This window comes from Clostridium minihomine (genome assembly GCF_900240385.1).
Taxonomy (GTDB): Bacteria; Bacillota; Clostridia; order Oscillospirales; family Acutalibacteraceae; genus Faecalispora; species Faecalispora minihomine.
This window is the reverse complement of record NZ_OEQH01000002.1, coordinates 85,598-102,546: the sequence shown is the minus strand read 5'-3', so window position 1 is coordinate 102,546 and position 16,949 is coordinate 85,598. Positions and strand designations below refer to the sequence as shown.

The window sequence follows — 16,949 nt, the reverse complement described above, 5'->3', positions numbered from 1 at the left end:
GAAGGATATAGTATAATAATAAACAATCCAAAATTTTACTTTGGAGTAGAAGATTTTTGATACTTTTGCGGCATTTCAACCGCAGGGTTGAGAAAATCAAATGATTTTAGGGCATTTCTGAAAAAAGAAAAACCGGCGGGAATTTGCTCAAAAGAAACAGATGCCAGCCAAAAGGTGCAGGAATACACCATGTATTTCGAGTGTTTGGGGCACAGAAGATGTGCTTTGCAGCAAAATTACCCTAAGGTTTAAACTTTTCAGATCGCCCATAATAAAAGGAGGCATAGTATTATGAGATCTTACTTTGATTTAACTGGACAAGTGGCTGTGGTGACCGGTGCATCTTCCGGCATAGGGGTGCAGATGGCAAAAGCTTTGGCTGGTCAAGGGGCAGATGTGGCGATTTTAGCCCGCCGCAAAGAGAAACTGGATCAAGTTGCCGAACAGATTCGTGCATTGGGCGTCAAATGCCTGCCGGTTCCCTGCGATGTTACCGACACGGAACAGATCAAGGCGGCGGTTTCTGCGGTAATGGCGGAATACGGCAAGGTAGACATTTTGGTGAATAATGCCGGAACCGGGTCTGTATCACCGGCGGAAGATACCCCCGACGAAGAGTGGGAGCGGGTGGTCAATCTGGATTTAACCAGTGTCTTTAAGGTTGCCCGGGAATTCGGCAGAGAAATGATTCCAAAGAAGTATGGGCGAATCATAAACATTGCCTCTATGTATGGCTTGGTGGGCAGCATGGCCACGCCGACTTCGCCCTATCACGCGGCCAAGGGCGGCGTGGTGAACCTGACCCGGGCTCTGGCCGCCGAATGGGGGAAGCATGGCATCACAGTCAACTCCATTTGCCCCGGCTTTTTTGAGTCGGAACTGACACAGGATTTGATGGGCACCGAAGAGTTTCAGAATTTTGCCAAAAACGCAGTGCCCATAGGCCGCTGGGGCAAAGAAGGCGAACTGGATTCCACAGTAATTTATTTGGCTTCCTCTTCTTCCTCTTACACCAACGGAATGAACATTGCGGTGGATGGCGGGTATACCTGCATTTAATAAAAAAGCCCGTCTGCTGCTTTGGGCAAAAGACGGGCAAACGAAATACAGCGTTTCTCTTTTTTAGAAACGCTGTATTTCATTCACAATACTATTCTATTTTATTTGAACAAGGTCAGGGGATCAATCAGCTTTCCGGATTCTTGGATTTCCAAGTGCAGGTGGGGTTTTTCCACCGACTCGATGGGAACCACATTAACGGATCCGATTTTTTGTCCGCTTTTTACCGTGTCGCCTTTTTTCACCAGCATGGTATCACCCAGGCCGCAGTAAGAAGCAACGATTCCGTCGCTGTGCTCAATGACCAGAACATTGCCCAAATTGCCGTCGGTATACAGGTCGGTCACCTTACCGGCGTCAATGGCCTTGACCGGATCTCCTATCTTTGCCTCAAAGTCAATGCCGGAATGAACACGCCAATCCTGCATTGTGTCTGAAAAGATGGGATTCTCTCCGCTAAAATTCTTCGTAACGGTTTCCCCCACAGGGTAGACATAAGATGCGGGCTTTGCCGCAGTCTCTTTTGCGGGCTCTTCCGCTTTTGAAGCGGGCTGTTCCGGTGCTTTAGACGAAGCAGCCGGAGCCGAGGTAGCCGGTGCAGTGGATTCCGGCTGGGAAGAAACCTCTGCCGGCTGGCTGCTGGCGTAAACTCCGGATTGGGTGCGCCCGGTCGGCGAAGCGGAATAAGAGGACGTGTCCTCAGGGTTGGCATACTTTACCACACTGTCATACGTTGTCCAGGCAGCTACGCCAACGGCAACCAGGCAAACGCCCAGCGCGATATAAAAGCCTTTGTTGTTTTTCTTTGGGGATTGATTTTCTGATTTAAAATGCAGACTGCTCATCTTGTAAAGCACCTCCGCTGATATTTTGACCAGAAAAATCATCAAATATGCCGGAAATGCAAAAGAAAAAAGAAAAAAGACCGAACCCAATTGATTCGGTCTTTTTTCGTTAGCTTGAGGGGTATATTGAGGAGGGTAGAACTTGTATTCTGATGGTGCGGCTCCATCGTTTGAATACAATCTTATTATAAATAGAATTGCCAAAACAGTTGTTAATACGCTATGAATATTCTTTTAACTTTTGCTGTCAGTGATTTTGCATCAAATTTACAGGAAAAAGGCAGAAAGTTCGAAAAAAATGCAAAAAATCTCAAACGTTTGTTTGCAAATGAAAAGCAACTATGCTATAATAAACGAACATAGAATACCTGGGAGGAAACGGTATGAAAGGGCTAAGCAGCAGTCAAAAAAAGATTTATGAATACTTAAAAGATCGGGCGCAGTACGGCCTTCCGCCTTCTGTACGGGAAATATGCAAAGCGACCGGATTAAAATCTACATCTACGGTTCACCTGCATTTAAAAACGCTGGAAGAACTGGGCTACATCACAAGAGAAGCCGGGCTCAACCGGGCCATTCATATTGAAGGGGTCGAAAAAGTGTGCCGTGTGCCGATTTTGGGCCGGGTTACCGCGGGCCTGCCGATTCTGGCGCTGGAAGAAATCGAAGGTTATCTGCCCATGGTGGGGCATCGCTTTCCCGAAAAAGAGATGTTTGCCCTGCGCGTGCAGGGGGACAGCATGAAAAACGCAGGAATTCTGGATGGAGATTACATCATTGCTCACCGGCAGGACACCGCAGAAAATGGCCAGATTGTGGTGGCGATGATTGACGACGAGGCCACCGTGAAACGGATTTTCTATGAGCCGGAATACATTCGCCTTCAGCCGGAAAACCCTGCATTTTCTCCTATTTTTTCTCAAAACGCATTGGTTTTGGGGCGAGTGGTTTCCGTTTACCGTTATTATTAAATTTATTGTATGTTAAAAGAACCCGGGTTTACGCAGCAGCGTTCACCGGGTTCTTTCTCTTTTTTAGTGTTATACCGTGTTCAGCCGTAGATGGATTGAGCCATATCCACATCAGATCGTTCATACCCCAATACCCGCATGGTATCTACGGAAAGATCTAAAAATACATAGGTTCCGTTGTCCAGCTTCACTTCAACAATATAGTAATTTTGGTAATTGTCGTTGAATCCCAGTGTGCCGTTCATCATAATTGCGCCGGACAGCGCTTTGGCACCGTCGCCAATGCCCAGTGTGTTTACCAGCTCAACCGCTTTTTTTCCATGAGGTTCTTTTGCCATGGATTCTGCGTATTTCAGCATGGCCTTTCGTTTTGCCTGATATAAGGCCGTCAGATCTTCTTTAGAAGATCCGGATTTCTCACGCAGTGCAGCTTCTTCTTTCTCAATTTCGGCTCTTTTCTTATCTGCGTCTTCTGCGTTCCATTCGTCGAACCATTGCCAATCAGTTTCGGTTTCGATAAATTGACTGTGAACATCCACTCCTGTTTCGATGTCCACCCAGCATAAAACAGAGCCGCCTTCCGTCTCTGCGTCCAGGCTCCAATATGGCCCCCGTCTGGTTCTGTTATCGGTTTGCAGCGTGACAAATACCCGCCCCTTGAGCGGCTTGCCATAGACACGCTCTGCGATTTCAGAGGTTACTGCCACAGCATATTGTGCGGTGACTCCATCGGCAGGCGCTTTGTTTCCCTGCATATCCACAATGAAGTTCAAATTGGCAGAAAGCGTATCAGAGGCCGCCATCGGGAAGGCTTGTGGGATGGACTCGATATGAATCTGTTTTGTGTCCTGCGTCGCAGCACGGGCCAGCGATGCATTAAGCATTACGGCGGATGAAGCGATTAGGGCAGCGGCAATCCCCAGTGTAAATAAGATTCCATTGGTTTTTCTTTTCTCTTTCATTACGGACACTCCTTTCAAAACGATAAGCAAAAAAAGAACGAGAATACTTTTTGCGTTTCGTTGCGGATAGTGTAGCAAGGGAATATCACGACAAAAACAGGAGCTTGTCACAAAGCTGTAAACTTCAGTGTGACGGTGGTTCCTTTCTTTGGGACGGACTCATAATGAAGGGTTGCCTGATGAAGCCGGGCAATTTGATAGCAGAGCGCCACCCCTAATCCGGCTCCGCCTTTCCAGCTGCTGCGGGACTTGTCCGCGCGGTAAAACGGTTCCCCTAATTTGTCCAGTTCCTCTTGGCTCAATCCACAGCCGTTATCCGTAATTGTGATTGTGATTCGTTTTTCTTCCTGTTTTGTATCCAGCTGAATTTTTCCGTTTTTTGTGCAAGCTTTGATGGCATTATCCAGCAAATTGGTAAAAAGACTTTCTAATAAGATATCATCACCCAATATTTCAATCTTTGGTACAGGGGCGATTTCCAATAAAATGTTGGATTGTTCTGCTTTTGGAGCAATGGACAAGCTTACCTGACGAATAATCTTTGCCAAATCAATGGGTGTGTGTTCCGTTTTTACATATTCTAAAGAAAATAATTGCAGCATGCGCTGAGAGATTTTTTGCAGCCGTGCGCTTTCGTCTATGATGTAGATGAGAGAGTCGTGCCGCTCTTCATCAGTTAATTCCGCCAGACACATATATTCAGCGTAGCCTTGAATTGCCGTTAAAGGAGTACGTATTTCATGAGACAGATTGGCGGCCATCCGGGCATTTTGCTCTGCGATTTGCTGAATTTCGTCCATATTCTGTTCGGCGGCATCGGCCATTGCGTTAAAGCTTTCTGCCAGATTGGCTATTTCATCGGTTCCGTTCTTCACAGCGCGAACACTGAAATCTCCCCCGGCAAATTGGTTCGCAGTGCCGGTCAGTTTTTCCAATGGTTTGGTGATGCCGCGCAGGATGAAAAATAATCCCATGGCCAATAGAACGGAAACTACAGTGCTTCCTATCACCAGCGTATGACGCATCTGATTCCACATAGTGGTAAAGGGGGCCATGCTGCGGGCACAGACTAACGTGTAATTTTCAAAACCATCCGGCAAACTGCTGAAGACAATGCTGTATTGCGTTCCATGAAAATCCTGAATCATCCAATGTTGTTTTCCTTCTTGACCCAAGAGTTCCGTGTGTTCTTTGGCATCGGCCGGCAGATTGGTGAAAATAATTTCTCCATCCCGACTTAGCTCAAGCAGAATGTCGTCCTGCGCGTAATATTTTCCGTAAGAACTGGCAAGGCTTGTCACGCGCAAAGAAAGGTTATTTTGAATTTTGGACAAATCATTCGATAGGTTTTGTGCAATAAAGTATTGTTCGCTTCTTGCTTTTTCCATTTCACTGTTTTTCATGTGCTGCTGGGTCTGCCAGCCCATCAAAGAGATTCCACCAAACAAAGAAACCAGAAACAGCAGCAATGTCAGAAAATAAGCTTTTTGCCAAAAACGCAAATGGTTCATTCTGATTTCCTCGCATTCAACCGATAGCCCAGCTTGTATACGGTTTTAATCACATCTTCCCACCCAAGCTTTTTGCGAAGGCGAAGAATATGCATGTCCACGGTGCGGCTTTCGCCCTCGAAATCAAACCCCCACACCAGTTCCAGCAGTTTGTCACGGGACAAAGCCAAATTGCGGTTAATAATCAATGCTTCCAATAAGTCAAATTCTTTGGGGGTCAGGGTAATTTCTTTTCCGTTTACAAACACCTGATGGGTGTCTAATTCTACCCTTGCCCCGGCATGCTCAAATACTTGCTGCTGTTTATTGGTGCGCCGCAGAACCGCTTCCACCCGAGCCAGCAATTCCAAAATTTCAAAGGGCTTTATGATATAGTCGTCAGCGCCAAGGCCTAAGCCTTCCAGTCGGCTGGATAATCCGTCTTTGGCAGTGACGAAAATGACGGGAATGCTTTTGCTAATTTTTTTCTTTAGTTCAAATCCGGAAAGACCCGGCATCATGACATCCAGCAGCGCCAAGTCAAATTCTTCGTTTTGTATTTTTTCCAAAGCATCGCTTCCGTTTAGTGAAGGAGTGGGGGAATGTCCGACTAAATGAAGATTCCTGCAAATCAGTTCATTGATAGCCTGTTCGTCTTCTGCCACCAGTATTTTTGCCATTGCAATACCTGCCTTTCATAAGAAGCTCTGGTTCTATTGTAGCGAAACTTGTAACGAACTTGTCAACAAAAGACAGCGGCATGTTATTTTATCCTGCTGCCGGTTTAGTGGAAAAACAGCAAAAGAAGAAAATAAAACAATTGCTGGACGTTGCCCAAGTAAGAATGGCGTGCAGGCGGGGGCAGGATTTATCGTTTATCTTGGTTTATAGAAAGCGTTCCCCGCTTTTGTATCATATGAATTCGTACTTTCTCGAAATGAAACGGCATCGTTACAATAACGATGCCGATGAATTTTTTGCTATTTATTTTATATCTTGATCATTTTTCTTCATGAGTACACCGGCCTGCACAGTGCTCTGGCTTCATGGCCTTTTGTTTTTGGCAGCAGGGGCATTTTCCGTAAATAGTCAGGCTGTGCCGTTCAATTTCAAACCCGGTAGAACGAGCCAGTTTTAGTTCTAACGGAGAAAGCGGACAGTCATCCAATCGGATTTTTTTGCTGCATCCGGTGCAAATTAAATAATGATCGTGTTCTTTTGCCAACGTGTAACGGATAATTCCATCTTCAAAATTAATTTTTTGTAATATTCCGCTGGCAGTAAACCGTTCTAAATTTCGGTATACGGTGGAAAGGGCCAATTGAGGAAAAGAAGGCTTTAGCAGCACAAAGATATCCTCAGCCGAGACAGGCTCGGGGCTGTTTTCTAAAAAACGCAGAATGGCGCCGCGCTGTTTTGTGTTTTTAAGTTCCGCCATTTTGGTTCCTCCTAACTGCTGAAAAGGGGATAGCTTTGTCCCTTATGTCCCAATCATAGCGCGGATTTGCAAAAAATGCAAGCGGACGTGTATTCACTATTCGCAATTTTTCGTGTATAATAAGGTCTGATTCGATCGGTTGGAGGCTTTTGGCTTGACAAAGATTTATTTGGATAACGCGGCCACAACCCGCGTTTGTGAACCGGCGGCGCAAAAAGCGCTGCAAATGATGACAGAAACCTATGGGAACCCATCTTCGCTGCATACCATGGGCTTTGAAGCGGAGCGGGAGATGACTGCCGCCCGTCAGGCTGTGGCGGACAAATTGGGTGTTTCCCCGGGTGAAATTTATTTTACATCAGGCGGGACGGAGGCCAATAATCTGGCTATTTTCGGCGCGGTAAAGCGAAACAGCCGCTGGGGAAAGCGGATTGTGACTACCGCAATAGAACATCCCTCAGTTAAAAATGTAATGGAGCAGTTAGAAAAAGATGGCTTTCAGGTGGAATATCTGATGCCGGATGCGCAGGGCCATATTTTGCCGGAGCAGGTGGAACAGGCGATTACGGATGATACGATTTTGGTCAGTATGATGCTGGTCAATAATGAAACCGGAGTGCGCCTTCCTGTGGAAGCCGCCGCAACGGCTATTAAGCGCAAAAAATTTCATACGCTTTTGCATGTGGATGCAATACAGGCTTTTGGAAAGCTTGCGGTTCGTCCTTCCCGTATGGGGATTGACCTGATGAGCATCTCTTCCCATAAAATCCATGGGCCCAAGGGAGCCGGGGCGCTGTATGTGTCCGGTTCCGGAAAATTGCCTTCCCGGGTGTTCGGCGGCGGGCAGGAAAAAGAACTGCGGCCGGGAACCGAACCCTTGCCGGCCATTGCCGGATTCGGCGCGGCTGCGGCTGCATTGCCGGAAGCATCTGTTTTGGAAAAGCATTTTGGGCAGCTAAATGAGTTTTTGCGGGAACAGCTGGAACAAATGGAAGAAGTGGTAATCCATTCCCCAAAAGATGCGGTTCCCTATATTCTCAGTTTTTCTGTGTCGGGCATCCGGGCAGAAACCATGCTGCATTTTTTGGCATCAAAAGAAGTTTTTGTGTCCAGCGGATCGGCCTGTTCCAAAGCAAAACCCAGCCATGTGCTGACGGCTATGGGGCTTTCGCCTGTTTTGGTGCAGTCCTCTTTGCGGGTCAGTTTTTCCCGATTTACCACAAAAGAAGAAATCAGCGAGTTTGTTTCTGCATTAAAACAGGGAACAAAGCAGCTGGTGAAAAAATCCTAAGGAGTTTGTATGAAAGAGATACTTTTAATTAAGCTGGGCGAATTAGTGCTAAAGGGCTTGAATCGAAAAACATTTGAAGCGGCTCTTTTAAAAAATATAAAGCACCGCATCAATCGGCTGGGGGAATTTGATATCCGCATGGCGCAGTCCACCATCACCATTATGCCCCAAAGTGAAGTGGATTTGGACGCGGTGGAAGACAAAATCCGCAAGGTGTTCGGCATTGCAGCTTTTTCTCGATGCTGTGTGGCAGAAAAGAACATGGAATCCATTCTGGCAGCCAGCGGTGAATATTTGAAGGATCAATTGGAGCAGGCCCAAACCTTTAAAGTGGAAAGCAAACGTTCTGATAAACGGTTTCCCCTGAAATCCCCTGAGATTTCTGCTACGGTTGGGGAATACCTAATGAAGCAATTTCCGCATTTGGGGGTGGATGTGCACCATCCGGACATTACGGTAACGGTAGAGGTGCGAGATTTTAGTGCCTATATCCGCGGCGGTGTGATTGCCGGCGCCGGCGGAATGCCGGTGGGAACCAGCGGAAGAGCGGCGCTGCTCATCAGCGGCGGCATCGACAGCCCGGTGGCGGGTTTTTGCATGGCAAAGCGCGGTGTCGAACTGATTCCCGTCCATTTTGCCAGCCCGCCTTATACCAGTGAACGGGCCGAGCAGAAGGTTGTGGATTTGATGACGAAGGTCAGCGAATATTCCGGCCGAACCATGCTGCGCATTGTTCCTTTTGCCCATGTGCAGGAAGAAATCCTGTCCAAATGCCCGGAAGAGCTGTTCACCATTATCATGCGCCGCTTTATGATGCGGGTTACAGAACGGATTGCCCGGGATGCCGGATGCGAAGCATTGATCACCGGGGAGAGCTTGGGCCAGGTGGCCAGCCAGACCATGGGTGCCATTGCCTGCACGGATGCATCTGTGGATATGCCTGTGTTCCGGCCGCTGATCGGCATGGATAAAACAGAAATCATTTCCATTTCCCGCAAAATTGATACGTTTGATATTTCTATTCAGCCGTTTGAGGACTGCTGCACGGTATTTACACCGAAGCATCCCCGCACCAAACCCAAGCTTCAGTTTGTGGAGCAGGCGGAAAAGGGCTTGGATGCAGAAGCACTCATTGAAAAATGTGTATCAGAAGTAAGATTGACGAAAATCGGATTTTAAAATCCGGAAGAATAGGAGAGGTCATTCTATGAAAGCAGAAATCATATCAGTAGGAACCGAGCTCTTGCTCGGACAGACCATCAATACCGATGCTTCCTATGTAGCCCGGGCTTTGTCCGAGCTGGGGATCGATATGATGTTTTCTTGTACGGTGGGGGACAATAACGGCCGCCTGAAAGGCGCGCTGGTACAGGCGTTAGAGCGCAGTGACCTGGTGATCACCACGGGGGGACTTGGCCCCACCGAGGACGACCTGACCAAAGAAACCATAGCAGAATGTGCTGGAACCCGATTGGTGGAACACGAAGAGAGCATGAAGCGCCTGAAAGAACATTTTACCGGCCGCTATATGGGCGAAAACCAGAAAAAACAGGCGATGCTTCCGGAAAACGCCACGGTTTTGCTCAATGACCGTGGGACAGCCCCCGGCTGCGTGGTAGAGACCAAAGAAGGCAAATTGATTATGATGCTGCCCGGCCCGCCTTCGGAACTGGTTCCCATGCTGCAAAACTACGGAATTCCTTTCTTAATGAAGCGGGAAAACGCCAGCATCCATTCCCTGAATGTGCATGTGTTCGGCCAGGGAGAAGGCGCGGTGGCGGAAATGTTGTCAGACATGACAAATGCTTCTAATCCCACGGTTGCCACTTATGCCAAAGACGGCGAAATGTTTGTGCGGGTGACCGCCAAAGCGGAAAGCGCAGAAAAGGCAGAGGAAATGTGCCGACCGGTGGCAGAACAGATCCGGCAGCGCATTGGCGACTATGCCTATGGAATTAACGTAGACAGCTTAGAGAAGCTGGTGGTTGCTATGCTCAAAGAACGGAATAGGACCGTTGCGACGGCGGAATCTTGTTCCGGTGGTCTTTTAGCAAAGCGGATTACCGATATTCCCGGTTCTTCCTCTGTGTTTGAAATGGGAGCGGTTACCTATGCCAACCGCATCAAAACCCAGCTTTTGGGTGTGCCGGAAGAGATGCTTGAAGAACACGGTGCAGTCAGCGAGCCGGTGGCGGCTGCTATGGCGCAGGGGATCCGTAAAGCGGCAGGCAGCGATATCGGAATCGGCATCACCGGTGTTGCCGGGCCGGACGGCGGAACCGAAGAAAAACCCGTGGGGATGATTTATGTGGGCCTGTGTGACGAAAAAGGCACGGTTGTCCGCCGGGTGAAAGTGTTCAGCCAACGCCGCCCCCGCAGCTATTACCGGAATACGGCAGCGTCCTTTGCGCTGGATATGGTCAGGCGCCGTTTGGAGGATCTTCCTTTATGATGGACTTGGTGGCGCAAATCAAAACGGTAGATATGATGATTAAAAGCCTGCGAGGCGATTTGCGGAATATTACGCCGTATCCTTTTGTGCCGGAAAAGCCCCGTTATCCGGCGGAGCCGCCCAGACACCCCTTGCCGCGTTCCACACCGGAGGCTCAAGGGGTGCCTTCGGCATATTTGGAATTGTTTTTTCGGGAACTGGATCAATGCCCCGATATCAGCGTGCACAGTGTGGTGGTTCTGCGTCATGGCAAATTGATTGCCCAAGCCCATTGGAAGCCTTATTCGGGAATTTATGCCCAGATGGTGTATTCCCTTTCTAAAACAGTGACGGCGATGGCGGTGGGGATGGCAGTGGAAGAAAAGTTATTTTCGCTGGATGATCGGATTTGTGACCTTTTGTCCGATCGGATGCCCCCGTCCCCTTTCCGCAAACACAAAATGGAGGGCATGACCATTCGCCATCTGCTGAACATGACGGCGGGTCTCCGCATTAATGAGGTCAGCACAATTTTTGAAAAAGACTGGGTTAAGGCGTGTCTGAATTCAGACTGCGCTTATGAACCGGGTAGCGAATTTACTTATAACAGCATGAATTCCTATTTGCTCAGTGCTTTGATTCACAAAACGACGGGGCAAGGGTTGGTGGAATATCTGACCCCTAGGCTGTTCCAACCGTTGGGCATTGAAAATGTGGTTTGGGAAAAATGCCCTATGGGCATTGAAAAAGGCGGCTGGGGTTTGTTCTTGCGTCCGGAAGATATGGCAAAACTGGGCCAGCTTTACCTGCAAAAAGGAAGATGGACGGTCAATGGGGAGTCCCGACAGCTGTTATCTCAGAAATGGGTAGAGGAATCCACCGATGCGGGGATTCAAACTGTGATGGGGGAGCATCAGACCACCTATGGATATCATGTTTGGGGGTTTCCGATCCCGGGCTCATATCAATTTAACGGGGTGTTCGGCCAGTATGTGGTGGTGATCCCGAATCTGGATATGGTCATTGCCATCACCAGCGGAAGTCATAGTCTGTTTGTGGACGAAAGTGCATCGATCATCCAGAAATATTTTGGCAATGATCAGAACTTTTCTTCCGATCCTTTGCCGCAGAACATCAATGGACTGCGATCTTTAAAACAAACTTTAACATCGTTTGCGCTGTTTCCAGATACCATTCCGGAACGCAGGGAGAAAACCTTGCTGCAAAAAATCAGCCAGACGCTGTTTGCGCGGCAGCCGGTGCCAAAGCTGAGCCCGGATGCTGCCCGGCTCAATGGGCGATCTTATACACTGAAAAACAGCTATGGAACGATTCTTCCCTTTATTTTTTCTGTGGTGAGGAATAGCTTTTTGCCCCCGATTCAGCGGGTATCCTTTGCTTTTGCACCGGGATTTTGTACGGTAGAATTCACAGATGAAACCGGAAAGCAGATTATTCGAGCCGGATTGGACGGTGAACCCCGCCGCAGTGTGCTGAACATTAACGGGGAATATTATGTAACGGGAAATGTGGCAAGGCTGACCCGGGATGAAGACGGACGCCCGGTTTTAAAACTATACATTTCCTTTTTAGAAACACCCAACACCCGTGTGATGAAGTTTATTTTTAGCGGAGATCGGATCCTGATTCGTTTTCAAGAGATCCCTTCTGTGGATAATGCTTCCAAGCTTTTGATGAATCTGGTGGGGGGGAGCAGCGGGCTGGAAAAGCTTTTGGTGGAAAAACTGAACGAAGAGCGGCTAGCCGGTTACGCGCGGCGCATTACCGTTCCCAAGGCCAGGGGAACACTGGATTTGGAAAGTACGTTGTAAGGCAGACAAGCCCGGCTTTTACTGATTGTTTTTTGAAAGTGAAATGATTGGGGAAGGATTAAAACCATTTTTCATTTAATATAGATTTTTCAATGTGAAGATCTATGGACAGAATCATGGCGTTGATGCCTTTTTGGATCTCCAGAATCCAGGCGGCATAATCATCCCAAAGCTTCCTGCCATCTTCGTAATCATACAGACTTTCGGGAGTTTGCAGAGCATATTTTTTCATTAGAATAAGAAGCTGGGAGTTCCATTTTTCCCGAACCAGTTGAAGTGAAAGCTCTTGCTTTCGCAATTTTTCAAAATTGGGCTGAAATGTTTTCAAAACAGATGGATTGGCATCAAAATATAAAATTAAAGTACGTAAAGCATCGCAAAGGGAAAATGTGATGCAAGGGGCTGCATTCTGCTGCTGGAAGTTTTGGATCACATCTTTCGCTAGGTGAGAATGCCATGCCTGCAAAAGTTCTTTAATTTTTTGCAGCATTGCCAGCTGATGTTCCTTTTTTAAGGACTGTGCATTGGTGATGCTGTTGGCCTTTAATGTGATGAGTCCGCCGATGACGACTCCGGCAATAGTAACCATCAGGGTTACGATACTTTCTAGAATTAGATTCATTTTGATTTCTCCTTTTCACAATTGGTTTTTGCAGTAAGGAACAATATAACTTTCTGAATGTAAATTGTTAAAAATAAAAATCCACCGGCGTTACCGGTGGATTTTTTCTGTTTTAATATCAGTGCTTTAGTCTATGATAATGCTTTCCCCGGTCATTTCCGCGGGCTTCGGCAAATTCAGAATTTTCAGCATTGTGGGGGCAATGTCTGCCAATCGCCCGCCTTCCCTTAGCTTGCAGGGGTATCCCACCACGCAGAAGGGAACCGGGTTTGTGGTGTGGGCGGTAAAGGGAGAACCGTCGTCTTCATACATTTTGTCGGCGTTTCCGTGGTCTGCGGTAATCAAAGCCACGCCGTTTTGTCTGGAAATAGCGTCCATCACTCGGCCTACACAGGTATCCACCGCTTCCACAGCGGCCTTTGCTGCATCAAACACACCAGTGTGTCCAACCATATCGCAGTTGGCAAAGTTCAGGATGATCACATCATACATGCCGCTGTCGATCTTTTCAACCAAAGCGTCGGTTACCAGATAGGCGCTCATTTCCGGCTGCATATCGTAAGTGGCAACTTTGGGGGAGTTGATCAAAGTTCGATCCTCTCCCGGATAAATGGTTTCTACTCCGCCGTTAAAGAAGAATGTCACATGGGCATATTTTTCCGTTTCTGCGATGCGCAGCTGGGTTTTGCCCAGATCCGAAAGGTATTCTCCCATAGTGTTTTTTAGGCTTTGGGGGTGGAACGCTACCTGTACATTGGGCATGGTGGCGTCAAATTGGGTCATGCATACATAGGTCAGGGGGAAGAATCCCTTGAGACGCTCAAATCCGGTGAACTTGGGATCCACAAATGCGCGGGTTAACTCTCTGGCCCGATCGGGGCGGAAGTTAAAGAACACCACTGAATCTCCGGAAGAAATCCGGCCAACCTCGGTGCAAACGACAGGTAGAATAAATTCATCGGTTACGCCGTCTGCATAGGATTTTTCCACGGCCTGAACCGGATCGGTGTTTTGCACGCCCTCGCCCAAAACCATGGCGGCATAAGATTTATAGACTCGTTCCCAACGATTATCTCGATCCATGGCATAATAACGGCCGATCACAGTGGCGATCCGGCCAACGCCCAGTTCCTGCATTTTGTTCCGGCAATCGGTGACAAAGCCTTTTCCAGAGGTGGGGGGCACGTCACGGCCGTCCATCAAAGCGTGTACGAATACTTTTGTCAGGCCATGGCGCTTTGCCAGTTCTAAGAGTGCATACAGATGGCTGTTGTGGCTGTGCACGCCGCCGTCGGATAAAAGGCCGACCAAATGCAAAGCGGTTCCGTTCTCTTTGGCGTTTTTCACCGCGTTTAAAAGTGCCTGATTTTCATAAAAATCACCATCCGCAATGGATTTGGTGATACGGGTCAGCTCCTGATACACAATGCGCCCGGCGCCTATGTTGGTATGACCCACTTCGGAATTTCCCATCTGACCGTCCGGCAGACCCACATCCATGCCGGAAGCACCGATCTGAGTAATGGGGTTTTCTCGAAACAGACGGTCAAGATTCGGCTTTTTTGCGGCGGCAATGGCGTTGCCATATTCCGGTGCAATGCCAAAGCCGTCTAAAATCATTAACATCAAGGGTTTTTTCATTCTAATTCTCCTTCGCGATGCAGGTGGGGCTTAGCCCTGAGAAGCGGCGCGCACGATTTCTGCAAAATCAGCAGCTTTTAAAGAAGCGCCGCCGATCAAACCGCCGTCCACATCGGGCTGAGCCAACAGCTCCGCTGCGTTTTTCGCGTTCATCGAGCCGCCGTATTGAATGGTAAAGGCATCCGCTGCTTTTTGATTATACAGACGTGCAATTACGCCGCGGATGGCTCCGCAGACTTCGCCGGCCTGCTCAGAGGTGGCGGTGCGTCCGGTTCCGATGGCCCAGATGGGCTCATAAGCGATGATAACGCGGGAAAGTTCGTATTCTTTTACGCCTTGCAGTGCAATTTTGGTCTGCAAAGCTACCAGTTCTTCGGTGATTCCCTGTTCCCGCTGTTCTAGGGCTTCACCTACGCACAAAATGACAGTCAGGCCTGCGTCCAACGCGGCACGGACTCTTTTATTTACGGTTTCATCGGTTTCTCCAAAATAAGTACGGCGTTCGCTGTGGCCGATAATCACATGGGTGACACCCACTGCGGTCAACATGGGGGCGGCGATTTCACCGGTGAAAGCACCGTTTTTCTCCCAGTGGCAGTTCTGTGCGCCGATTTTTACGTTGGATCCTTTGGCGGCATCTAGTGCAGCCATCAGATCAATGAAAGGAACGCAGGCGACCACTTCGCAGTCAGCATCTTTTACCAACGGAAGCACCTCGTTTAACAAGGTTTTGGTTTCCTCAGGGTTCTTATTCATTTTCCAGTTGCCGGCAATAACGGCTTTTCTCAGTTGTTTATTCATTTTCGTCCCATCCTTTATCAATCAATTTTATGGCGGAACTACCGCCCGCAGATGAAATTCATTGTTTTAAAATAGTAACTCACAGAGAATCGTTTCCTTCTTGCCTGTGCCGCACTGGTTTCCATATGGGGCACAGTTTTGTAAATTCATGCATCGGGAGTGTTTGCCGTGGAAAAGAAGTATGTGAAGGGCCCCGACAATCAGGAAACCCTGCAAAGAAAGGGCAGACCATTGCCTGCCCTTTGCGAATGATTAGTCTTTGTCGTTCAGGCAGGCGATGCCGGGCAGCTCAAGACCTTCTAAAAACTCTAGGGAAGCGCCGCCGCCGGTAGAGATATGGGTCATCTTATCCGCATAGCCCAACTGTTCCACAGCCGCTGCGGAATCGCCGCCGCCGATAATGGAAACAGAGCCGCTTTCGGCCACTGCTTTCGCCACGGCAATGGTGCCCACAGCAAAGTTTTTCCATTCGCTGACGCCCATCGGGCCGTTCCAGACCACAGTGCCCGCACCTTTTAGCGCAGAGGTAAACAGCTCTTGTGTTTTCGGGCCGATATCCAGACCCATCCAGCCGTCGGGAATCTTATCGGAATCCACCACCTTGTGGTTGGCGTTTTCGTCGTATTTGTCGGCGGCCACGTTGTCTAGGGGAATCAGGAACTTAACGCCTTTGTCTTTCGCTTTGGCCATCATTTCCTGAGCCAGTTCCAATTTGTCGTTTTCGCACAGGGATGTACCGATAGAGTAACCCAAAGACTTCATAAATGTATAGGCCATGCCGCCGCCAATAATCAAGGTGTCTACCTTATCCAGAAGGTTGCTGATGACGCCGATTTTATCGGATACTTTCGCACCGCCCAGAATTGCAACAAAAGGACGCTTGGGGTTGGCTAAAGCGCCGCCCATGACGGTGATTTCTTTCTGAATTAAATAACCGCAGACCGCAGGCAGGTAAGCGGCAACGCCGGCAGTGGAAGCGTGAGCGCGGTGGGCAGTGCCGAATGCGTCGTTAACATAAATGTCTGCCAAAGAAGCCAGGGCTTTGGAAAATTCGGGATCGTTCTTTTCCTCTTCTTTATGGAAACGCACGTTTTCCAGCAAAGCAACTTCTCCGTCCTGCAAAGAGGCCGAAACGGATTTGGCGCTTTCGCCAATCACATCTGCTGCCATTTTTACTGGCTGCCCTAAAACCTTTGACAGGTATTCGGCTACCGGTGTCAAAGAGTATTTGGGGTTAAATTCCCCCTTGGGGCGGCCCAGGTGAGAGCAAAGAATCACTTTGGCGTGATGGGAGATCAGATAACGAATGGTTTTCAGTGCTTCGTCAATCCGCTTGGGATCCGAAATGTTTCCCTCGCCGTCGAATGGAACGTTAAAGTCACAGCGGACCAGCACCCGTTTTCCCGCAACTTCAATATCCTCTACGGTTTTTTTGTTCAGATAGTTCATAAGCTGCACTCCTTACGTATTTGATAAGCCCCCGGCTTTTCTGCCTGGCGTTGAGCCAGTTTGTTAAAGAATTAATTATCTGGTTTCATTCTATCTTATTTTTCCTTATTTTTCAAG

General features: G+C 48.4%; 16 protein-coding genes. 7 read left to right on the top strand and 9 right to left on the bottom strand.

The window, feature by feature from the left end:
• The first annotated feature begins 291 nt into the window (after positions 1-291).
• A complete protein-coding gene (locus tag C1A02_RS04200) occupies positions 292-1,059 on the top strand; it encodes an SDR family NAD(P)-dependent oxidoreductase (protein ID WP_101696976.1) in 768 nt (255 codons plus the stop codon).
• Between the two features lie 101 nt (positions 1,060-1,160).
• On the opposite strand, the gene C1A02_RS04195 is transcribed toward C1A02_RS04200, so the two are convergent.
• Positions 1,161-1,904 carry a M23 family metallopeptidase gene (locus tag C1A02_RS04195; protein ID WP_101697476.1) on the bottom strand — a complete coding sequence of 248 codons (744 nt, stop codon included), beginning with the start codon at positions 1,902-1,904 and terminating at the stop codon, positions 1,161-1,163.
• A gap of 383 nt (positions 1,905-2,287) precedes the next feature.
• Here C1A02_RS04195 and lexA point away from each other — a divergent pair, with 383 nt between their 5' ends.
• Complete coding sequence (lexA, locus tag C1A02_RS04190) at positions 2,288-2,875, top strand: transcriptional repressor LexA (protein ID WP_101696975.1); 588 nt, start codon at positions 2,288-2,290, stop codon at positions 2,873-2,875.
• An 80-nt stretch (positions 2,876-2,955) separates the two neighbouring features.
• Here lexA and C1A02_RS04185 read toward each other — a convergent pair whose 3' ends face one another.
• From C1A02_RS04185 to C1A02_RS04175, 3 genes are all read right to left on the bottom strand, one after another.
• Entirely contained in the window at positions 2,956-3,837 is an 882-nt protein-coding gene (locus C1A02_RS04185; protein ID WP_101696974.1) for a hypothetical protein, read from the bottom strand.
• A 107-nt stretch (positions 3,838-3,944) separates the two neighbouring features.
• Positions 3,945-5,348: a HAMP domain-containing sensor histidine kinase gene (locus C1A02_RS04180; protein WP_101696973.1), complete on the bottom strand. Its 1,404-nt coding sequence runs from the start codon at positions 5,346-5,348 to the stop codon at positions 3,945-3,947.
• Positions 5,345-6,007, bottom strand: coding sequence for a response regulator transcription factor (locus C1A02_RS04175; RefSeq protein WP_101696972.1), 663 nt, complete (start codon positions 6,005-6,007; stop codon positions 5,345-5,347). Before C1A02_RS04175 ends, C1A02_RS04180 begins: the two co-directional genes overlap by 4 nt.
• An 80-nt stretch (positions 6,008-6,087) precedes the next feature.
• Between C1A02_RS04175 and C1A02_RS13435 the strand changes: the two genes are divergently transcribed.
• Positions 6,088-6,327 carry a hypothetical protein gene (locus C1A02_RS13435; protein ID WP_164997145.1) on the top strand — a complete coding sequence of 80 codons (240 nt, stop codon included), beginning with the start codon at positions 6,088-6,090 and terminating at the stop codon, positions 6,325-6,327.
• On the opposite strand, the gene C1A02_RS04165 is transcribed toward C1A02_RS13435, so the two are convergent.
• Complete coding sequence (locus C1A02_RS04165) at positions 6,328-6,765, bottom strand: Fur family transcriptional regulator (protein WP_101696970.1); 438 nt, start codon at positions 6,763-6,765, stop codon at positions 6,328-6,330.
• Positions 6,766-6,919: 154 nt separating this feature from the next.
• On the opposite strand from C1A02_RS04165, the gene C1A02_RS04160 reads away from it, so the two are divergent.
• The 4 genes from C1A02_RS04160 to C1A02_RS04145 are packed head-to-tail and all read left to right on the top strand — an operon-like array spanning position 6,920 to position 12,319.
• A complete protein-coding gene (locus tag C1A02_RS04160) occupies positions 6,920-8,056 on the top strand; it encodes a cysteine desulfurase family protein (protein ID WP_101696969.1) in 1,137 nt (378 codons plus the stop codon).
• 9 nt (positions 8,057-8,065) lie between these two features.
• Positions 8,066-9,235: a tRNA uracil 4-sulfurtransferase ThiI gene (gene thiI / locus C1A02_RS04155; RefSeq protein ID WP_101696968.1), complete on the top strand. Its 1,170-nt coding sequence runs from the start codon at positions 8,066-8,068 to the stop codon at positions 9,233-9,235.
• A gap of 28 nt (positions 9,236-9,263) precedes the next feature.
• Positions 9,264-10,508 carry a competence/damage-inducible protein A gene (locus tag C1A02_RS04150; RefSeq protein WP_101696967.1) on the top strand — a complete coding sequence of 415 codons (1,245 nt, stop codon included), beginning with the start codon at positions 9,264-9,266 and terminating at the stop codon, positions 10,506-10,508.
• The gene (locus tag C1A02_RS04145; RefSeq protein ID WP_101696966.1) at positions 10,505-12,319 is read left to right on the top strand and encodes a serine hydrolase domain-containing protein; all 1,815 of its coding nucleotides are present in this window, start codon (positions 10,505-10,507) and stop codon (positions 12,317-12,319) included. Before C1A02_RS04150 ends, C1A02_RS04145 begins: the two co-directional genes overlap by 4 nt.
• 58 nt (positions 12,320-12,377) lie before the next feature.
• Here C1A02_RS04145 and C1A02_RS04140 read toward each other — a convergent pair whose 3' ends face one another.
• From C1A02_RS04140 to C1A02_RS04125, 4 genes are all read right to left on the bottom strand, one after another.
• Positions 12,378-12,941 carry a hypothetical protein gene (locus C1A02_RS04140; protein ID WP_101696965.1) on the bottom strand — a complete coding sequence of 188 codons (564 nt, stop codon included), beginning with the start codon at positions 12,939-12,941 and terminating at the stop codon, positions 12,378-12,380.
• A 126-nt stretch (positions 12,942-13,067) separates the two neighbouring features.
• Positions 13,068-14,582 (bottom strand): 2,3-bisphosphoglycerate-independent phosphoglycerate mutase, encoded by a 1,515-nt coding sequence (gene gpmI, locus C1A02_RS04135; protein WP_101696964.1) that lies wholly within the window; start codon positions 14,580-14,582, stop codon positions 13,068-13,070.
• A 30-nt stretch (positions 14,583-14,612) separates the two neighbouring features.
• Positions 14,613-15,383, bottom strand: a complete 771-nt coding sequence (tpiA, locus tag C1A02_RS04130; protein WP_101696963.1) for a triose-phosphate isomerase — start codon at positions 15,381-15,383, stop codon at positions 14,613-14,615.
• Between the two features lie 252 nt (positions 15,384-15,635).
• Complete coding sequence (locus C1A02_RS04125) at positions 15,636-16,832, bottom strand: phosphoglycerate kinase (RefSeq protein WP_101696962.1); 1,197 nt, start codon at positions 16,830-16,832, stop codon at positions 15,636-15,638.
• Positions 16,833-16,949: the final 117 nt, after the last annotated feature.

Excerpts from the sequence above, each read along its gene's own strand:
- C1A02_RS04150 (WP_101696967.1), top strand. The coding sequence starts at position 9,264 with ATGAAAGCAGAAATCATATCAGTAGGAACCGAGCTCTTGCTCGGACAG.
- C1A02_RS04125 (WP_101696962.1), bottom strand. The coding sequence starts at position 16,832 with ATGAACTATCTGAACAAAAAAACCGTAGAGGATATTGAAGTTGCGGGA.
- thiI (WP_101696968.1), top strand. The coding sequence starts at position 8,066 with ATGAAAGAGATACTTTTAATTAAGCTGGGCGAATTAGTGCTAAAGGGC.
- C1A02_RS04185 (WP_101696974.1), bottom strand. The coding sequence starts at position 3,837 with ATGAAAGAGAAAAGAAAAACCAATGGAATCTTATTTACACTGGGGATT.
- C1A02_RS04180 (WP_101696973.1), bottom strand. The coding sequence starts at position 5,348 with ATGAACCATTTGCGTTTTTGGCAAAAAGCTTATTTTCTGACATTGCTG.
- gpmI (WP_101696964.1), bottom strand. The coding sequence starts at position 14,582 with ATGAAAAAACCCTTGATGTTAATGATTTTAGACGGCTTTGGCATTGCA.
- C1A02_RS04165 (WP_101696970.1), bottom strand. The coding sequence starts at position 6,765 with ATGGCGGAACTTAAAAACACAAAACAGCGCGGCGCCATTCTGCGTTTT.
- C1A02_RS04175 (WP_101696972.1), bottom strand. The coding sequence starts at position 6,007 with ATGGCAAAAATACTGGTGGCAGAAGACGAACAGGCTATCAATGAACTG.
- C1A02_RS04195 (WP_101697476.1), bottom strand. The coding sequence starts at position 1,904 with ATGAGCAGTCTGCATTTTAAATCAGAAAATCAATCCCCAAAGAAAAAC.
- C1A02_RS04140 (WP_101696965.1), bottom strand. The coding sequence starts at position 12,941 with ATGAATCTAATTCTAGAAAGTATCGTAACCCTGATGGTTACTATTGCC.
- tpiA (WP_101696963.1), bottom strand. The coding sequence starts at position 15,383 with ATGAATAAACAACTGAGAAAAGCCGTTATTGCCGGCAACTGGAAAATG.
- C1A02_RS04145 (WP_101696966.1), top strand. The coding sequence starts at position 10,505 with ATGATGGACTTGGTGGCGCAAATCAAAACGGTAGATATGATGATTAAA.
- C1A02_RS04200 (WP_101696976.1), top strand. The coding sequence starts at position 292 with ATGAGATCTTACTTTGATTTAACTGGACAAGTGGCTGTGGTGACCGGT.
- lexA (WP_101696975.1), top strand. The coding sequence starts at position 2,288 with ATGAAAGGGCTAAGCAGCAGTCAAAAAAAGATTTATGAATACTTAAAA.
- C1A02_RS13435 (WP_164997145.1), top strand. The coding sequence starts at position 6,088 with ATGTTATTTTATCCTGCTGCCGGTTTAGTGGAAAAACAGCAAAAGAAG.